The organism is Lactobacillus kalixensis DSM 16043, assembly GCF_001434335.1.
In the GTDB taxonomy this organism is placed as follows: Bacteria; Bacillota; Bacilli; order Lactobacillales; family Lactobacillaceae; genus Lactobacillus; species Lactobacillus kalixensis.
In genome coordinates, this window is record NZ_AZFM01000003.1 from 78,152 (window position 1) to 96,344 (window position 18,193).

Consider the following 18,193-nt stretch of genomic DNA (forward strand, 5'->3'; position numbering starts at 1 on the left):
GGCCGGATTCCGGTCTTTTTTCTTTTGCCTTTAGCAGCGTATAATTATTAGAGTACGTCTATTAAGAAAGGAACATTTAATGGCCAATGCAAGTAAAACTCCAATGATGGAGCAATATTATGAAATTAAAAAGCAGTATCCTGATGCCTTTCTCTTTTACCGCGTTGGGGACTTTTATGAATTATTTGAAGACGACGCTGTTAAAGGAGCACAAATTCTAGAATTAACCTTAACTCACCGCTCCAACAAGACTAAAAATCCAATTCCAATGGCTGGTGTTCCTCACATGGCTGTGGATTCATACGTTAATACTTTAGTCGAAAAAGGCTACAAAGTTGCTCTTTGTGAACAACTAGAAGATCCCAAAAAAGCTAAAGGGATGGTCAAGCGTGGAATTGTTCAATTAGTAACACCAGGAACCATGATGACAGAAGGCCCAAATGGGGCAAAAGATTCCAATTATCTAACTTCTGTTGTAACTAATAAAAGTGGTTTTGGCTTAGCTTATAGTGACTTATCAACAGGTGAAATCTATGCAACACACTTAAAAACTTTTGCAGGAGTTGCAAATGAATTACTTTCTTTAAGAACAAGAGAAGTTGTGTATAACGGTGTTTTAACACCAGACAACAAGGACTTTTTCCACAAAACTAATATTACAGTCTCTGCGCCAACGCCGCTTGAAGGAGAGCATGCCGAAATTTCTTACGTTGAGCAAGGTGTGCATAATCAGGCTGAAAAAGCTGCTGTAGAGCAATTAGTTGGCTACTTATTAACAACCCAAAAAAGAAGTCTGGCCCACCTGCAAATTGCCCAAAGCTATGAAGTTAACCAATATTTGCAAATGACGCACACTGTGCAAAATAACTTGGAATTGATTGCTTCTGCTAAGACTGGCAAGAAGATGGGATCACTATTCTGGGTCTTGGACAAAACTCATACTGCCATGGGTGGACGACTTCTTAAGCAGTGGTTAGCGCGTCCATTATTGTCACTTGAAGAAATTAACAAGCGCCAAGAAATGGTTCAAGCATTACTAGATAATTACTTTACTAGAGAAAATGTAGTAGATGCTTTAAAGGGTGTTTACGATTTAGAGCGTTTAACTGGCCGTATTGCCTTTGGTAATGTGAATGCACGTGAATTATTGCAGCTTTCACGCTCACTTAAAGCAGTGCCAGTAATTTTAGAAAATCTGTTGCAATCAGATAGTGATGTTTTGAAAGATTTTGCTGCTAAAATTGATCCGTTAAAGGGAGTAGCAGAGCGAATTTCCACAACTTTAGTCAGTGATCCGCCAATTTTGACCACTGAAGGTGGCTTAATTCAAGAAGGTGTTGATGCACAACTTGATCGCTATCGTGATGCCATGAATAATGGTAAAAAATGGCTGGCAGAAATGGAACAAACTGAACGCGAAAAAACTGGAATCGATAATTTGAAGGTCGGCTATAACAAGGTTTTCGGTTACTATATCCAAGTTTCAAATGGTAATAAGAGTAAGGTTCCGCTAGATCGTTATACGCGTAAGCAAACTTTAACTAATGCAGAACGTTACATCACGCCTGAATTAAAAGAGCACGAAAATCTTATTATGGAAGCGCAAAATCGCTCAACTGATCTTGAATACGATTTATTTGTAAAGTTGCGTGATGAAGTTAAAAAATTCATCCCTGATTTACAAAAATTAGGAAATCAATTAGCTGCCTTAGATGTTTTCACTAGTTTTGCGACAGTTGCTGAACAAAATAACTATTGCCGTCCTATTTTTCATGATGATGATCAAGAGATCGAAGTTATTGCTGGGCGCCATCCTGTTGTAGAAAAAGTTATGACTGAAGGATCTTACATTCCAAATGATATTAAAATGGGCAATGACACCAATATCTTTTTGATTACTGGGCCTAACATGTCAGGTAAGAGTACTTACATGCGCCAAGTAGCTTTGATTGCGATTATGGCGCAAGTTGGTGCTTTTGTTCCGGCAGACAGTGCTAATTTACCAATTTTTGATCAAATTTTTACCAGAATTGGGGCAGCTGATGATCTGATTTCTGGTCAAAGTACCTTCATGGTAGAAATGAGTGAAGCAAATGAAGCTTTGCAATATGCGACTAGAAGAAGTTTAGTTTTATTCGATGAAATTGGACGAGGAACGGCTACTTATGATGGGATGGCCTTAGCTGGAGCAATTGTCGAATACTTGCATGACAAGGTTGGAGCTAAAGCTTTGTTTGCGACTCACTATCACGAATTGACTGGGCTAGACAAGAGTCTTGAGCATTTAAAGAATATTCATGTTGGTGCAACTGAAGAAAATGGCAAGTTAATTTTCTTACACAAGATTTTGCCAGGACCCGCTGACCAAAGTTATGGTATCCACGTAGCCCAATTAGCAGGTCTGCCAAATAAGGTTTTACGTGAAGCAACTAAATTATTAAAGCGGCTTGAAGCTCAAGGTGCCAGTGAATTAGGCCCAGCCAGTGAACAACTTGATTTGTTTACTGAAAGTAGTACCAATAGTATCCCAGAAGTTGCAGAAGAAAATGATGCTCAAGAAGTTGTTTCTGACAAAGAAAAAGATATTTTGGATCAAATTTCTAATTTGTATATTGCCGATAAAACGCCACTTCAAATCATGCAAATGGTGGCTGATTGGCAACAAGATTTGAAGGATGAAGATTAGTAATGGCTAAAATTCATGAATTATCGGAAAATCTAACTAATCAAATTGCTGCAGGAGAAGTAATTGAGCGACCGGCTAGTGTTGTAAAAGAATTGGTGGAAAACTCAATTGATGCTGGAGCTAGTAGAATTAGAGTTGATTTTGTCGATGCTGGTTTAAAGGAAATCGTTGTCCAAGATAATGGTTCGGGAATTGCTCGTGATCAGATTGATTTAGCTTTTACAAGGCATGCTACTAGCAAGATTAACAATGAACATGATCTTTTTAATGTTTCAACTTTAGGCTTTCGTGGGGAAGCCTTAGCATCAATCTCTGCTGTTGCTCATGTTGAAATTGTCACTAGCAGCGGAGATGAAATTGGAACAAGGGCAGAGTTTAGTGGCGGCGTTAAGAAGAGTCAGGAAGATTCGGCAGCACAAAAAGGTAGTAAGATCACTGTTCGTGACTTATTTTTCAATACTCCTGCTAGATTAAAGTACTTGCGTAGTCCGCGAACTGAAACAATGAAAATTGTGGATATCATTAATCGTCTAGCTTTAGGGTATCCACAGATTGCAATTACTTTGTCTAATAAAGGTAAAATTCTGTTGAGAACGCCAGGCAATGGTAAACTTGACCAGACTGTTGCTAATGTTTACGGACGACATATTGCTGAAAAAATGGTGGCAATTTCTCAAAAAGATGCTGATTTTGAAATTTCAGGATTAATTTCAAAACCAGAGTTAACTAGATCAACGCGAAACTTTATTTCCATTCTATTAAACGGCCGCTACATTCATAATTTCAAATTAAATACAGCGATTATGGAAGGTTATGGCTCAAAGCTTGCTGTTAAGCATTATCCAATTGCAGTCATTAATATTAAAGTTGATCCCTTGCTTGTTGATGTTAATGTTCACCCAACTAAGCAAGAAGTGCGTTTATCTAAAGAAAAAGAATTAAGCAGACTAATTACTTCAGCGATTAGTGATAGCTTAATCGCTCGAACTGAAGAAATCAGTGGTTTTGAGAATTTAAATAATAAACGCGAAACTTTAGTCGATCAGTTGAAGTTTAATTTGAATAAAAATGTTGTCGACACTAGTCGATCTTTAGAAGTGCCAGAAGTCAACGATGAACCTTTTCAAGCTGAAGAAATTAGTCCAAAAAAAGAAGAAAAAGTTGTCACTAAATATGTGGACTTAAATCTGCCAAGAAATGATAGTCGTTATGTCATTACGCCAACTTGGAATGAAAATGTGACAAAGCAAAAGCAGTTAACGCCTTTTAGTGAAGGAAAAACCACTTCTGATATTATTTCTGACGGGGATGAAACTGTCGCTCATAAGATGCCGGAATTAATTTATCTTGGGCAAATGACATCTTACATTCTTGCTAAAAATCAAAACAATTTGTTCTTAGTTGATAAATTAGCTCTTGAGCGGCGGCTAGCTTTTGAAAGAATCTATCAAGCTCTATCTGCCAAAAAAATTGTTCAACAAGGTTTACTAACTCCACTTGTTTTAGAGTTTGGTAATTTGGACTTTATGCAGATCAAAGAAAAGATTGAAGATATTAACAAATTGGGGATCTTCTTAGAAGACTTTGGCCAAGATAGTTTTATTATTCGCTCTTATCCAACTTGGATTAAGGGGGATATTGAACAATCTTTACGCTCAATTCTTGATCGCTTTTTGAATAAGAACAAAAATGTAAATAATTTTTTTAAAGATATTGCGGCAAGCCAAGCTAAAAAAGAAATTAGCACACACAATTTATCTGATGCAGAAGCTAGTAATTTATTAGAAAAATTGCGCCTTACATCTGACCCATATCATGATGCGGAAGGCAATCTAGTACTTGTCAGAGTAAGTGCAAACGACTTACGAAAAATGTTTAAAAAGGATGAATAATTAATGTACGAATATTTTGAAGGAATTATTGCTGAGATAACGCCAAGCTATATTGTGGTTGATGTTAACGGGATCGGTTATAAAGTCTACAGTCCAACTCCTTTTGCTTATAAGCAAGGTGAAAAGGCTAAAGTTTATATTGAACAAAACTTTACTGATAATAACGGCTTTACTCTTTACGGCTTCGAGAATCAGGATGCTAAAGGATTGTTCTTGAAACTGTTAAGCGTTAGCGGAATTGGTCCAAAATCTGCTCTAGCAATTATGGCTGCAGAAGATAGTGATTCTTTGGCTGAAGCAATCGAACAAGGTGAAGTGAAGTATCTAACCAGATTTCCAGGTGTGGGCAAGAAGACCGCTTCACAAATTGTGCTTGATCTAAAAGGCAAGCTTGGTGATTATGTTCAAAAATTGGACAGAAAAGATGAAGAAGCAGAAGGAATTACACCAGCTCTGCACGATGCTCTTCTTGCTTTGAGTGCGCTTGGATACACCCAAAAAGAAATCGACCGTATTACTCCAAAATTGGTCAAAGTTGATGCAGAAACTGCTGATCAATATATTAAGCATGGGCTCTCGCTTTTACTTAAAAAATAATGCTATAATGTTTAATTGAACATTAGTTTGAAAATGACATAAGGAAGTGAATTTTGTGGTAGACAAAGATGACTCAATAACTTCAAAAGAAATGCAGGGTCAAACAGAAGAACAAATGGAATTAACTCTTCGTCCGCAAACTCTTGATCAGTATTTGGGACAAAAAAGAGTAAAAAAAGAAATGGCAGTTTATATTAAAGCTGCTAAGAAGCGTGATGAAGCACTAGATCACGTCTTGCTTTATGGGCCACCAGGACTTGGTAAAACGACATTAGCCTTTGTTATTGCACATGAATTAGGGGTTAATTTAAAAAGTACTAGTGGACCAGCGATTGAAAAAGCTGGTGATTTAGTAGCCCTTTTATCAGATCTTGATCCTGGGGATGTTTTGTTTATCGACGAAATTCATCGATTATCAAAACCAATTGAAGAAGTTCTGTATTCTGCCATGGAAGACTACTATGTAGATATCATGATTGGTGAAGGTGAAACTACTCATGCTGTCCACGTACCGCTTCCGCCATTTACTTTAATCGGGGCAACAACTTTAGCAGGACAGTTGTCTGCACCACTTCGCGATCGTTTTGGAATTGTAGAACACATGCAGTACTACACAATTGATGAACTCGAACAGATCATTTTAAGATCCAGTGATGTTTTCAACACTTCAATTGCGCCAGAAGCTGCTCATGAATTGGCTAGAAGATCACGTGGTACGCCGCGTGTTGCCAACCGTTTACTTAAGCGTGTACGTGATTTTGCTGAAGTAAAGGGCGAAAAAACAATTTCTTTTGAAACGACAACGCACGCTTTAAAGCAATTACAAGTTGATGATGAAGGGCTTGATCAAACTGATCGTAAACTCTTAAAAACGATGATTGAAGGCTATGGCGGCGGACCTGTAGGAATTAGAACTTTGGCAGCCAATATTGGTGAAGATATCGAAACAATTGAATCTTTATATGAGCCTTATTTACTTCAAAATGGTTTTATTTTACTCACGCCTCGAGGAAGAATGGTTACTAATAAGACCTATGAACAATTAGGATTGCCAATTCCTAACGAAGACTAGTGCAATAGAAGCTAGTTTTTTGTATAATTGTTATAATGTATATATTTTGATGAGGTGAAATAGTTTGAATACTTTATTTTTAGCAAGCAATGCTGGTGCAGCTGGCGGTAGTAACATGATGATGTTGGTAATGCTGATTATTATTGGTGTGTTCATGTACTTCGGCATGATTCGCCCACAAAAAAAGCAACAACAAAAGCGAATGGAAATGATGGACTCTTTAAAGAAGGGCGATCGCGTTATCTTAGTTGATGGATTGCACGGTAAAGTTGATTCTATCAATGATAAAGATAAGACTGTTGTCATCGACGCAGATGGTATTTACTTAACTTTCAGCAGAATGGCAATTCGTCAAATTCTTCCAGGCACTGATACAGAAGCTGCTCCAGTGAAGGCAGAAGAAAAATCAGAAGCACCTTCAGAAAACAAGACTGCAGAAACTACTGAAGAAAAGCCAGCTGAAGCTGATAAGTCAGAAGAAACTACTGAAGAATCAAAAGATTAATATTTTTGATAAAAACGTCTTATAAAGGCGTTTTTTATTTTGATTAAAAAGCTCGTGTTGTAAAATATAAGTAGTTTTGTAAAACATATAGGAGGTTGCACAAAATGAAGAATATCCCTGTAATTATGGTTCTTTTTGGGGGGAGCGGGGATCTCGCACACCGTAAACTTTATCCAGCATTATTCAATTTATATGAACAAGGATTAATTCATGATAATTTTGCGGTTATCGGTACTGCCCGTCGTCCTTGGTCTCATGAATTCTTCCGTGAACAAATTACTGATGCTATTCATGAAACTCATGATGAAGTAGATGAAAATGAAGTAAAGGATTTTGCTAGTCACTTCTACTACCAATCTCATGATGTTACTAATGTTGAACACTATGTAACTTTAAAGGAATTGGCTGCTGATCTTGATAGTCGTTATAGTGCACAAGGTAATCGCTTATTCTACATGGCGATGGCACCAAGATTCTTTGGCACGATTGCTACTCACATTAATGATCAAAAGTTGACTGGTAGTGGCTTTAATAGAATCGTTGTTGAAAAGCCATTTGGTCGTGATTTAACTTCTGCTGAAGAACTTAACAAGCAAATCACTGCTTCTTTTGAAGAAGATGAAATCTTCAGAATTGACCACTACTTGGGTAAGGAAATGGTGCAAAATATTTTACCTCTTCGCTTTAGCAACCCATTGGTTAAGAATATCTGGAATTCAGATGACATTAAGAATATTCAAGTTACTTTAGCTGAAAGACTTGGTGTTGAAGCACGTGGTGGCTACTATGAAACTTCTGGTGCCTTAAGAGATATGGTGCAAAACCACATCTTCCAAATCATCACTCTTTTAGCAATGCCTGAGCCAAAGGATATTTCAGCTGCTTCAATTCACGCAGCTAAGCAAGAATTGCTTGATAGTTTAATTATTCCGAATGCAGAAGATGTAAAGAAGCATTTTGTCCGTGGTCAATATGCAGGTAGTGATACTACTTTTGCTTATCGCAAGGAACCTAATGTTGCAGAAGATTCAACTACCGAAACTTTTGCGGCTGGTGAAGTTAAGTTTAATGCCGGTCCAATTGCAGGTGTTCCAATTTACTTTAGAACTGGTAAGGAATTTAAGGAAAAGAAAAACAGAATTGACATTGTTTTGAAGCACCACAACAACCCATATGGTCGTGCTCATTCAAACAATATTTCAATTGAAATCGATCCTGAAAGCAAGATTTTCTTCACTATTAACGGTAAGAAAATTAGTGAACCTGGAATTCGCCGTGAAAACTTGACATATGCCTTTTCAAAAGAAGAATTAGCTCAAGTTCCAGACGGCTATGAAAGACTTTTACATGATGTCTTTGTTAACGATTCAACCAACTTCACTCACTGGAGCGAATTAAAGCGCTACTGGCAATTCATCGATGCAGTTGAAGCTGCCTGGCAAAAAGAAAATGAAGCTGGGAATCCTGACATTCCACAATATTTGCCATACCGTATGGGACCAGTTGAAGCTAATAGCATCTTTGAGTCACCAACCTCACATTGGATTTATGAATAATAGCGATAATTTATTGCCTAAAAACGACATCCATCGCCGGATAATACATCTGGATATGGATGCTTTTTATGCTTCAGTAGAGATGCGTGATCACCCAGATTTAAAGGAAAAAGCAGTTGTTGTAGCACATGACCCACGTAAACATAATGGTCACGGAGTTATTACAACAGCTAATTATGTCGCGCGAAAATATGGGGTAGGTAGTGCGATGCCGGCAATGAGGGCGGTTGAGCAAGTTCCTAAAGATCAGCTAGTTTTTATTCCACCTAATTTTGAAAAGTATCGCCAAGTTTCTGCTCAAGTTCATGAAATTATGCATGAAGTAACTGATCAAGTGGAATCAGTTTCATTAGATGAAGCATATATAGATGTAACTCAGAACAAGTTGGGTAATTATTCCTCGATTGAGTTGGGGAATTACATGCAGCAGAAAATTTTTAAGACGACAAAATTAACTTGCTCTTTTGGGGTAACATATAATAAATTTTTAGCTAAGATGGCTTCGGAATATGCCAAGCCGTTTGGTAAGACCGTGATTTTGCCAGAAGAAGCACTAAATTTTTTAGCAAAGCAAGATATCAAGAAGTTCCCAGGTGTTGGTAAAAAAATGCAGGAAACTTTGCGCAGTATGAACATCAATACCGGTGAAGACTTACAAAAAACCAGCGTCCAAACTTTGATTGATCGTTTCAAAAAAATGGGCTATGTTTTGGCAATGCATTCACGTGGAATCGATTTAAGCCCAGTGCAAGCGGAAAGACAGAGAAAATCAATTGGAAAAGAGCGTACGTTTGAGCCAAGCATTTTTGAAGAGCAAGCTGCTTTAACGCAACTAAGAAAATACAGTAGAGAAATAACTGAGATGCTCAAAGAGCGGAATTTGCAAGCAGGTTGTGTTGTTTTGAAAGTGCGTGACACGAATTTTTATACAATTACTAGACGACGAATGCTTAAGAAAAAAACGCAAGATCCAAGAATAATTTATCAAGAAGCACGTGCACTGCTAGAAAGAGAAGAAGATTTCGTGACTCGCGGCATTAGACTTCTTGGAGTATCTGTAACTGATCTTGAACAAGAAATCTATGAAGAAACAAATCTGTTTTCGACATTATAAAGTTGGGCGCTTTTCTGTTAAACTAGATAAGAATAATATTAAGGAGAACAACTATAACTATGAGTACTTTTGATGAAATCTATGCCAAAATTAAAGAATATCCTACAATTATCTTGCACCGCCATACTAGCCCAGATCCAGATGCGATTGGTTCACAAGCTGGTTTGTCACGTGCATTAAAAGCAAAATTCCCAGAAAAGAGAATTTTATGTGCCGGTGAAAACGACGAAGGCGACCTAACTTGGATTAACACGATGGATGAAGTAACCCCTGAAGATTACAAAGGTGCATTAGTAATTACTACTGATACTGCTAACACTCCACGTATTTCTAACAAGAATTACGACAAAGGTGATTTCTTAATCAAGATTGACCACCACCCAGATGTTGATCCATACGCTGACATGAGCTATGTTGATCCAGATGCTCCAGCTGCAAGTGAAATTATTGTTGATTTCTTAAATGCAGAAAAATTGCCAATTACTGCTGATGTTGCTTATCCACTTTATGCTGGTATTGTTGGTGATACTGGAAGATTTATGTATCCAGAAACTAGTGCTCATACCTTTGATGTTGCATCTCAATTAGCAAATACAGGTATTAATATTAACGAAATCGCTCGTAACATTAGTGACGTAACTTTTGCTCAAGCTAAGCTTCAAGCAGCAGTTCTTGATTACATGACTGTTGATCCAAGTGGTGCAGCATACGCTGTATTAACTCAAAAAGACTTAAAAGAACTTGGCGTGACTGATGATCAAGCTTCCGTTACTATTTCTACACCAGGTCGAATTAAGGACATTATGGCTTGGAATGTCTTTGTTGAAAAGCCAGATGGCACTTACCGCGTTCACTACCGTTCAAAAGGTCCAGTTATTAACCAATTAGCTGAAAAGCATGATGGCGGTGGCCACGCATTAGCTTCAGGTGCCAATGCCAAAGATATGGACGAAGTAAAACAAATCTTTGAAGAAGTTGTCGAAGTAACTAAGAAGTACAATGAGGATCATGAATAATATTTTTACAGACTCAAGATTACGTCCTGAATTACAAGCAGGACTCAAAAAAATTCACTTTGATAAACCTACCCCAGTTCAAGAAAAGGTGATTCCGGCTTTATTAAGCCGTTTAAATGTTGTGGTGCAAGCTGCAACTGGATCAGGTAAGACACACTCTTATTTAGTGCCAGTTTTAAATGATATTGATGAAAACGCAAATTACGTTCAAGCAATCATTACCGCACCAAGTAGAGAACTTGCTGATCAACTTTATCAAGTTGCTAAAGAATTACGTAAGGCATCAGAGCTTGATATCTCAATCATGCATCTTGCTGGCGGAACTGACCGCGAAAGACAATTAGAACGACTTGAAAATAATAAGCCGCAATTAGTTATTGCAACTCCTGGTCGTTTGCTTGATTTTGTTCAAAAGAAGGCTTTTGCAGTTGATCAAGTTAAGGATTTCATTATTGACGAAGCTGATATGACTTTGGATATGGGATTTTTAGCTGATATTGATCAAGTGATGGCAAAACTGCCGAAGAATACACTAATTGCCGCTTTCTCAGCAACTATTCCAGTTAAATTATCAAACTTCTTACGTAAATATATGGCGCATCCAGATGAAATCGTCATTGATAATCCAACTGTAATTGCTCCAACTATTAAAAACGATTTACTCGATATCGGTTCAAAAGACCGTAAAAACATTTTGTACAAGTTATTAACAATGGGCCAACCTTATCTGGCTTTAGTTTTTGCTAATACTAAGCAAAAGGTGGACGAATTAGTTAATTACTTACAAGATCAAGGCTTAAAAGTTGCTAAAATTCACGGCGGAATTACTGAACGTGAACGAAAGAGAACTTTGCGCCAAGTTGAACAAGGACAATACCAATACGTTGTTGCTAGTGACTTAGCTGCGCGCGGATTAGATATCGATGGTGTCAGCTTAGTTGTTAACTATGAAGTTCCACGCGATCTTGAATTTATGATTCACCGAATCGGACGAACTGGTCGTAATGGCTTACCAGGACATGCAGTTACATTGATTCGCGAAGAGGAAATGGGCCGCATCGCTGAACTTGAAAAGCTTGGTGTTCACTTTGACTTTGTTGAAATCAAGAATGATGAATTAGTTCCACGTAAGCACTACAGAAGTCGTGATAATCGTCAAGCTAAGAATCGCAAACTTGATACTAAATTAGTAGGATACGTTAAGAAAGAAAAACGTAAGCGTAAGCCTGGCTATAAGAAAAAGATTAAGCGCGCAATTCAAGAAGATAATCGGCAAAAGCGTAAACTAGAACAACGCCATGAAGTTAGAAAGGCTAAGCGACAAAGAAAACGTCGCCGTGAACAAGGGCGTTGACAAAAGCGTAGCTTGTAGTACAATTATTTTCAGCTTAAGATATGCTTTTTAAAGTGGGATTTCAAAGAGAGAGCTAGTTGGTGAGAAGTGCTTAATCCGCTTTACTAAGTGCTCCTTTAAGTAATGAATTAAAGATAATTAAGAGGTAACAAACACTGTTGCAATCAAGGTGGTACCGCGAGTATTTCCCCGTCCTTGAATTAGCAATAGTGTTTTTTATTGTTTTTAAGGAGATAAAAATGAAGAAACTAACCAGTTCAGAGTTTCGTCAAATGTTCTTAGACTTCTTCAAAGAACATGGCCACATGATTATGCCTAGTGCATCACTTATTCCAAAGGATGACCCAACTCTTCTTTGGATTAACTCTGGTGTTGCCACTATGAAGAAATATTTTGATGGTTCAGTTGTACCAAAGAACCACCGTATCACTAGTTCACAAAAGTCAATCAGAACTAACGATATCGAAAACGTTGGTAAAACTGCTCGTCACCAGACTTTCTTTGAAATGCTTGGTAACTTCTCAGTAGGTGACTACTTCAGAGATGAAGCTATTCCTTGGGCTTGGGAATTCTTAACAAGTCCTAAGTGGCTTGGTCTTGATAAGGATAAGCTTTACTGTACTGTTTATCCAAAGGATGAAGACTCATTTAATGTTTGGGTAAAGGCAGGGATGCCAGCTGACCATATTGTAAAGCTTGAAGACAACTTCTGGGATATCGGTGAAGGTCCTTGTGGTCCAGATACTGAAATCTTCTACGATCGTGGTCAAGAAAATAACGATGTTGCTGAAGATGATCCAGAAAACTTCCCTGGTGGTGAAAATGCTCGTTACCTTGAAATTTGGAACATCGTATTTTCACAATACAACCACTTACCAAATGGCAAGTACGTTGATCAACCACATAAGAACATCGATACTGGTATGGGTCTTGAACGTGTACTTTCAATTTTGCAAGATGCACCAACTAACTTTGAAACCGACTTATTCATGCCAATTATTAATGCCACTGAAAAGATGAGCGACAATAAGAAGTATGGTGAAAATGCCGAAGATACTACTTCATTCAAGATTATTGCCGATCACGTTCGTGCAGTAAGCTTTGCGATTGCTGATGGTGCTCTTCCTTCAAACAATGGTCGTGGTTATGTTTTACGCCGTTTGATCCGTCGTGCTGCATTAAACGGTCAACGTTTGGGTATTAAGGGAGCATTCCTTTACAAGCTTGTACCAGTAGTTGGCGAAATCATGGAAAGTCACTACCCAGAAGTTATGGATCAAAGAGGCTTTATTGCTAATGTCATTCAAAACGAAGAAGAACGTTTTGGTGCAACTCTTGATTCAGGTTTGAATCTACTTGATGAATTAATTGATGATGCTCAAAATTCTGAAGAAAAGACGATTTCTGGTAAAGATGCCTTCAAGTTGTTTGATACTTACGGTTTTCCATACGAATTAACTTTTGAATCTGCTCAAGATGCTGGATTAAAGGTTGATAAGAAGGGCTTTGATGCAGAAATGGAAGCTCAAAAAGAACGTGCTCGTAAGGCTCGTGGTGATCTTCAATCAATGGGGCGTCAAGATGTAACTTTGATGAACATCAAGGATGATTCAGAATTTGAATACGGTGTTTATGAAGAACCACATGCCAAATTAATTGATATCGTTGTTGATGATAAGTTAGTTGATAAAGCAGATGGTGAACAAGCTGTTTTAGTCTTTGATAAGACTCCATTTTATGCAGAACGTGGTGGACAGGTTGCTGACCATGGTGATATTTACAATCAAGATGGTGATTTAGTAGCTAAGGTTACTGACGTTCAACACGCACCTAACGATCAAAACTTACACTTTGTTGATATTGTTTTACCACTTGAAAAGGGTCAAGAATACGTTCTTAAGATTGACCGTGAACGTCGTGAAGGCTTGCGTCACTCTCACTCAGCAACTCACCTTCTTCACGCAGCCCTTCGTCAAATCTTAGGTGATCACACTCACCAGGCTGGTTCATTAGTAGAACCTGATTACTTGAGATTTGACTTCACAGCAATGGAACCAATGACAGCACGTGAACTTAAGTCAGTTGAAGAATTGGTTAATCAAAAGATCTGGGAAGCAATTCAAGTAACTACCACTATTACCACACCTGAAGAAGGTGAAAAGATGGGTGCTTTGGCTTTATTTGATGGTAAATATAACGACAAAGTACGTGTTGTTCAAATGAGTGACTTCTCATCAGAATTCTGTGGTGGTACTCACTGTGACAACACTAGCCAAATTGGTATTTTCAAGATTACTTCAGAATCTGCAGTTGGTGCAGGTATGCGTCGTATTGAAGCTGTAACTTCAAAGAAGGCTTACGAATACTTAGCTAACCGTTCAGACTTATTGGATAGCATTCAAGCTGAAGTTAAGGCGACTAAGGTTGACGATATTATTGATAAAATTGATTCAATTGAAACTAAGTTGCACGATAGCCAAAAGCAAGTTGAAGAACTTAACAAGAAGATTAACCAAGCTAAGGCTGGTGAAATCTTTGATAACGTTCAAACTGTTGGTGATTTAACTGTTATTGCAGAAATTGCTGAAGTTGAAGGTATGAAGGACTTGCGTGAATTAGCTGATAACTGGAAGAGCAGTAACAAGTCAGATGTTCTTGTGTTAGCAGCTAAGAGTGATGACAAGGCTAACATGATTATTAGTTTAGATAAGAAGGCACTTGATAAAGGACTTAAGGCTGGAGACTTAATTAAGAAGGCTGCACCAATCTTTGGTGGTGGCGGTGGTGGTCGTCCAAATATGGCCCAAGCCGGTGGTAAAAAGCCAGAAGGTTTGGAAGACGCTATTAAGACTGTAGTTGCTGAAATTTCAGAAAATTAAATAATTGAGTTTAGTTCTTTTTTCAAGTAAAATTGTTGGCAGGAGGAATAAATATGAGTTCGCTAGATAAGACAATGCATTTTGACTTTAACCAGAACAAAGGAAAAAATGTTTATGACACTCTTCAAGATGTTTACAATGCGCTCGAAGAAAAGGGCTATAATCCAATTAACCAGATTGTAGGATACTTACTTTCTGGCGATCCTGCTTATATCCCACGCCATAATGATGCTCGTAATTTGATTCTTAAGCATGAACGTGACGAAATCATTGAAGAGCTTGTAAAGAGCTATCTCGGTAAAGATAAGTAATGCGTTTAATTGGTTTAGATATAGGTTCTAAGACAGTCGGAGTAGCTGTAAGTGATGAATTGGGCTTTACTGCACAAAAAGTAGAGACTATTTCGATTGATGAAAAACGTCACAATTTTGGAATGAAAGCTCTAAAAAAAGTCGTACGTCAATATGATGCAGACGGTTTTGTCTTAGGACTGCCAAAAAATATGGATGGTACTTCTGGGCATTCAGTTGAACGCAGCAAAGCTTATGGTAAGAGGTTAGAAGATAAGTTTAAATTGCCGGTATATTACTCAGATGAACGGTTAACGACAATTGAGTCAAGACGCGTTCTTGTTGAAGAAGCAGGAATGCATAATCGTCATGAACGCAAAGAAGTAATTGACCAAATGGCGGCAGTACTGATCTTGCAAAACTATTTAGACTTACACCGAAAGGATAAAAATGGTAGCAAACATGAATAACGATGGTGATAAGGACCGTCAAATTACTTTGATTGATGATCAAGGTAATGAAGAATTGTATGAAATTTTGTTCACTTTCCATTCAGATGACTATGATAAATCTTATGTGCTTCTTTACCCAGAAGCTATAGCTGAGGATGAAGATATTGAAGTGCAGGCTTTCAGTTATGATGCTGATGATGAAGGCGATGTTACAAGCAGCGACTTACATGAAATCACATCTGATGAAGAATGGGATATGGTTCAAGGAGTACTCAATACATTCTTGGATGATGACCGTTTAAGCGGTGAATAGTGAATAAAAAAGATGACTGGCTCAGCCAGTCTCTTTTTGTTATTACATAGAAATTAAGAACTTACAGGATATCAATGAATAAGAAAATTTTAGAAATTATGGAATTCAGTCGAATTACTGAACTCCTAGAGAATTTAACGATTACGGAGCCAGCAAAGAAAGAGGCTCAAGAATTATTACCAAGTACTGACTATGACAAAGTTAAATCACGTCTAGATCAAACTTTTGCTTTGGCAAATTTACTCAGAGTGAAGGGACAACTTCCTTTAACAGATTTTGAAGATGTTAAGCCAAGCACCAAGCGGTTAAGTGTAAAAGCAAATTTAAATGGACAAGAATTAGGTAATTTATTGCTTGTTTTGACTTTAGCAAATGAAATTAATATGTTCTTAGAAGATGTTGATAACGTTGACTTAAGCGCAATCGATAATTTACTTGATCAACTTGATGTACCAGATCAATTATATCGAGAATTAAAAAAGTCGGTTGACTATGACGGAACAGTTTTAGACACAGCTTCTTCTGCTTTAGCACGCCTTCGTCATGATCTGCGCAGCAATGAAGAAGAAATCAAGAATAAGATGGAATCTTACACTAAAGGAAATAGTAGTAAGTACTTGTCTGAGGGGATTGTAACTATTCGTGATGACCGCTATGTAATTCCCGTTAAACAAGAATATCGTGGAAAATTTGGTGGGGTTGTTCATGATCAAAGTGCCAGTGGTCAAACTTTGTTTATTGAACCAGAAGCCGTATTGAATTTGAACAATCGTCAACAAAATTTACTTGCTCAAGAAAGACAAGAAATTCATCGTATTTTGCGAAATTTGTCTGATTTAGCAAGAGAAGATATTGAAGAGTTAAATCAAATTGCGGAAGTTTTAACCCAATTAGATTTCTTGCAAGCTAAAGCAAAATTAGCTAAGCAAATGAAAGCGACCGAACCTAAGCTTAGTCAAGACCATTCGGTCAACTTACTTAAGGCGCGGCACCCATTGATTGATCCAGAAAAAATTGTGCCAAACGATATACGACTTGGTACTGATTTTGATACGATGTTGATCACTGGTCCTAATACAGGTGGTAAAACAATTACTTTAAAAACAGTTGGCTTACTTCAATTAATGGCACAATCAGGATTGTTTATTCCAGCTGAAGAAGGTAGTACAGTTGGGATCTTTAATGAAATTTTTGCTGATATTGGGGATGAGCAATCAATCGAACAATCCCTCAGTACTTTCTCCTCACACATTAATGACATTGTTGCCATTATGAAAAATGTGGACAAGAATACTTTGGTTTTGATTGATGAAATTGGAGCAGGGACTGATCCTGAAGAAGGTGCTAGTTTAGCAATTAGTATTTTGGACTTTTTACGTAAGAAAAATGCTAAAATTATGGTTACTACGCACTATCCAGAATTGAAGTTGTATGGTTATAATCGTCCGCGCACTACTAATGCATCAATGGAATTTGATTTAAAGACTTTGTCACCAACCTACAATTTACAAATTGGAATTCCAGGTCATAGTAATGCATTTGCAATTGCGCGCCGCTTAGGAATGCGCGAAGATGTTGTCAAAAATGCTCAGAGTTTGATCAAAGATACCGATTCAGATATTAATAAGATGATTGAGCGTTTAAATGCACAAACTAAGGCGGCAACAACTGCTCGTCAACGTTTAGAAACGAGTCTAGATCGAGCTCAAAAACTGGAAAAGAAATTGCAAGATGCTTTAGACTGGTATAATCAACGCTTGCAAAAACAACTTGATTTTGCTCAAGAAAGAGCTAATGAAGTTGTCGCTAAACGACGCAAGAAAGCTGATAAGATTATTGAAGAACTTGAAAAACAACGCAAAAACGGTGCTGGTATTCAAGAAAATAAATTGATCGATGCTAAAGGTGAATTGAATAGTTTGGAACGTCAAGCTCAGAATTTGGCAAATAATAAGGTCTTACAGCGTGAAAAACGTCGGCATCATGTAAATGTAGGTGACCGAGTAAAAGTGCTCTCATATGGTCAAACAGGGACGATTACTAAGAAGTTAACTGAACATGAATATGAAGTCCAAATGGGTATCATTAAAGTTAAAGTTAGTGATCGTGATGTTGAAAAAATTGATGGAACTACCAAGAAACAAAAACAACCAGTTAGAGCAACTAGTGCTTCGCTTAGAAGAAGTAATGCTCATAGCGAATTAGACTTGCGTGGTCAACGCTATGATGAGGCAATGACTAATTTAGATCGTTATATTGATTCTGCACTTTTGGCTGGGCTTAGCACTGTAACGATTATTCATGGTATCGGTACTGGTGCAATTAGAAAGGGAGTCTGGCAGTATCTTCGAAGTAGTGGACATGTCAAAGCCTTTAATTATGCTCCAGCAAATGAAGGTGGAAATGGTGCAACGATTGTTCAACTCAAGTAAGCAAATTACTTGTAAAAAGTAAGTTATCCTGATAT

Annotated in this window: 14 protein-coding genes; all 14 read left to right on the forward strand. The window is 37.6% G+C overall.

The window, feature by feature from the left end; genetic code table 11:
- The first annotated feature begins 103 nt into the window (after window positions 1-103).
- On the forward strand, window positions 104-2,686 hold the full coding sequence (gene mutS, locus FC46_RS01825; RefSeq protein WP_157046770.1) for a DNA mismatch repair protein MutS: 2,583 nt from the start codon (window positions 104-106) through the stop codon (window positions 2,684-2,686).
- Between the two features lie 2 nt (window positions 2,687-2,688).
- Complete coding sequence (gene mutL, locus FC46_RS01830) at window positions 2,689-4,578, forward strand: DNA mismatch repair endonuclease MutL (protein WP_057797339.1); 1,890 nt, start codon at window positions 2,689-2,691, stop codon at window positions 4,576-4,578.
- A gap of 3 nt (window positions 4,579-4,581) precedes the next feature.
- Window positions 4,582-5,175, forward strand: a complete 594-nt coding sequence (ruvA, locus tag FC46_RS01835) for a Holliday junction branch migration protein RuvA (RefSeq protein WP_057797340.1) — start codon at window positions 4,582-4,584, stop codon at window positions 5,173-5,175.
- 91 nt (window positions 5,176-5,266) lie between these two features.
- On the forward strand, window positions 5,267-6,247 hold the full coding sequence (ruvB, locus tag FC46_RS01840; protein WP_157046771.1) for a Holliday junction branch migration DNA helicase RuvB: 981 nt from the start codon (window positions 5,267-5,269) through the stop codon (window positions 6,245-6,247).
- Window positions 6,248-6,311: 64 nt separating this feature from the next.
- Window positions 6,312-6,752 (forward strand): preprotein translocase subunit YajC, encoded by a 441-nt coding sequence (gene yajC, locus FC46_RS01845; RefSeq protein WP_057797342.1) that lies wholly within the window; start codon window positions 6,312-6,314, stop codon window positions 6,750-6,752.
- A 104-nt stretch (window positions 6,753-6,856) separates the two neighbouring features.
- Window positions 6,857-8,308, forward strand: a complete 1,452-nt coding sequence (gene zwf / locus FC46_RS01850) for a glucose-6-phosphate dehydrogenase (protein ID WP_057797343.1) — start codon at window positions 6,857-6,859, stop codon at window positions 8,306-8,308.
- Window positions 8,301-9,422: a DNA polymerase IV gene (dinB, locus tag FC46_RS01855; protein WP_057797344.1), complete on the forward strand. Its 1,122-nt coding sequence runs from the start codon at window positions 8,301-8,303 to the stop codon at window positions 9,420-9,422. The genes zwf and dinB overlap by 8 nt, the downstream gene beginning before the upstream one ends.
- Before the next feature lie 59 nt (window positions 9,423-9,481).
- Window positions 9,482-10,438 carry a DHH family phosphoesterase gene (locus tag FC46_RS01860; RefSeq protein ID WP_057797345.1) on the forward strand — a complete coding sequence of 319 codons (957 nt, stop codon included), beginning with the start codon at window positions 9,482-9,484 and terminating at the stop codon, window positions 10,436-10,438.
- Window positions 10,431-11,792: a DEAD/DEAH box helicase gene (locus FC46_RS01865; RefSeq protein WP_057797346.1), complete on the forward strand. Its 1,362-nt coding sequence runs from the start codon at window positions 10,431-10,433 to the stop codon at window positions 11,790-11,792. The genes FC46_RS01860 and FC46_RS01865 overlap by 8 nt, the downstream gene beginning before the upstream one ends.
- A 239-nt stretch (window positions 11,793-12,031) precedes the next feature.
- Window positions 12,032-14,671, forward strand: coding sequence for an alanine--tRNA ligase (gene alaS, locus FC46_RS01870; RefSeq protein ID WP_057797347.1), 2,640 nt, complete (start codon window positions 12,032-12,034; stop codon window positions 14,669-14,671).
- Window positions 14,672-14,724: 53 nt separating this feature from the next.
- Entirely contained in the window at window positions 14,725-14,982 is a 258-nt protein-coding gene (locus FC46_RS01875; protein WP_004045418.1) for an IreB family regulatory phosphoprotein, read from the forward strand.
- The gene (ruvX, locus tag FC46_RS01880) at window positions 14,982-15,431 is read left to right on the forward strand and encodes a Holliday junction resolvase RuvX (protein ID WP_057797348.1); all 450 of its coding nucleotides are present in this window, start codon (window positions 14,982-14,984) and stop codon (window positions 15,429-15,431) included. The genes FC46_RS01875 and ruvX overlap by 1 nt, the downstream gene beginning before the upstream one ends.
- Window positions 15,412-15,726, forward strand: a complete 315-nt coding sequence (locus FC46_RS01885) for a DUF1292 domain-containing protein (protein WP_057797349.1) — start codon at window positions 15,412-15,414, stop codon at window positions 15,724-15,726. The genes ruvX and FC46_RS01885 overlap by 20 nt, the downstream gene beginning before the upstream one ends.
- A 74-nt stretch (window positions 15,727-15,800) precedes the next feature.
- Complete coding sequence (locus FC46_RS01890; RefSeq protein ID WP_057797350.1) at window positions 15,801-18,158, forward strand: endonuclease MutS2; 2,358 nt, start codon at window positions 15,801-15,803, stop codon at window positions 18,156-18,158.
- Window positions 18,159-18,193 lie beyond the last annotated feature (35 nt).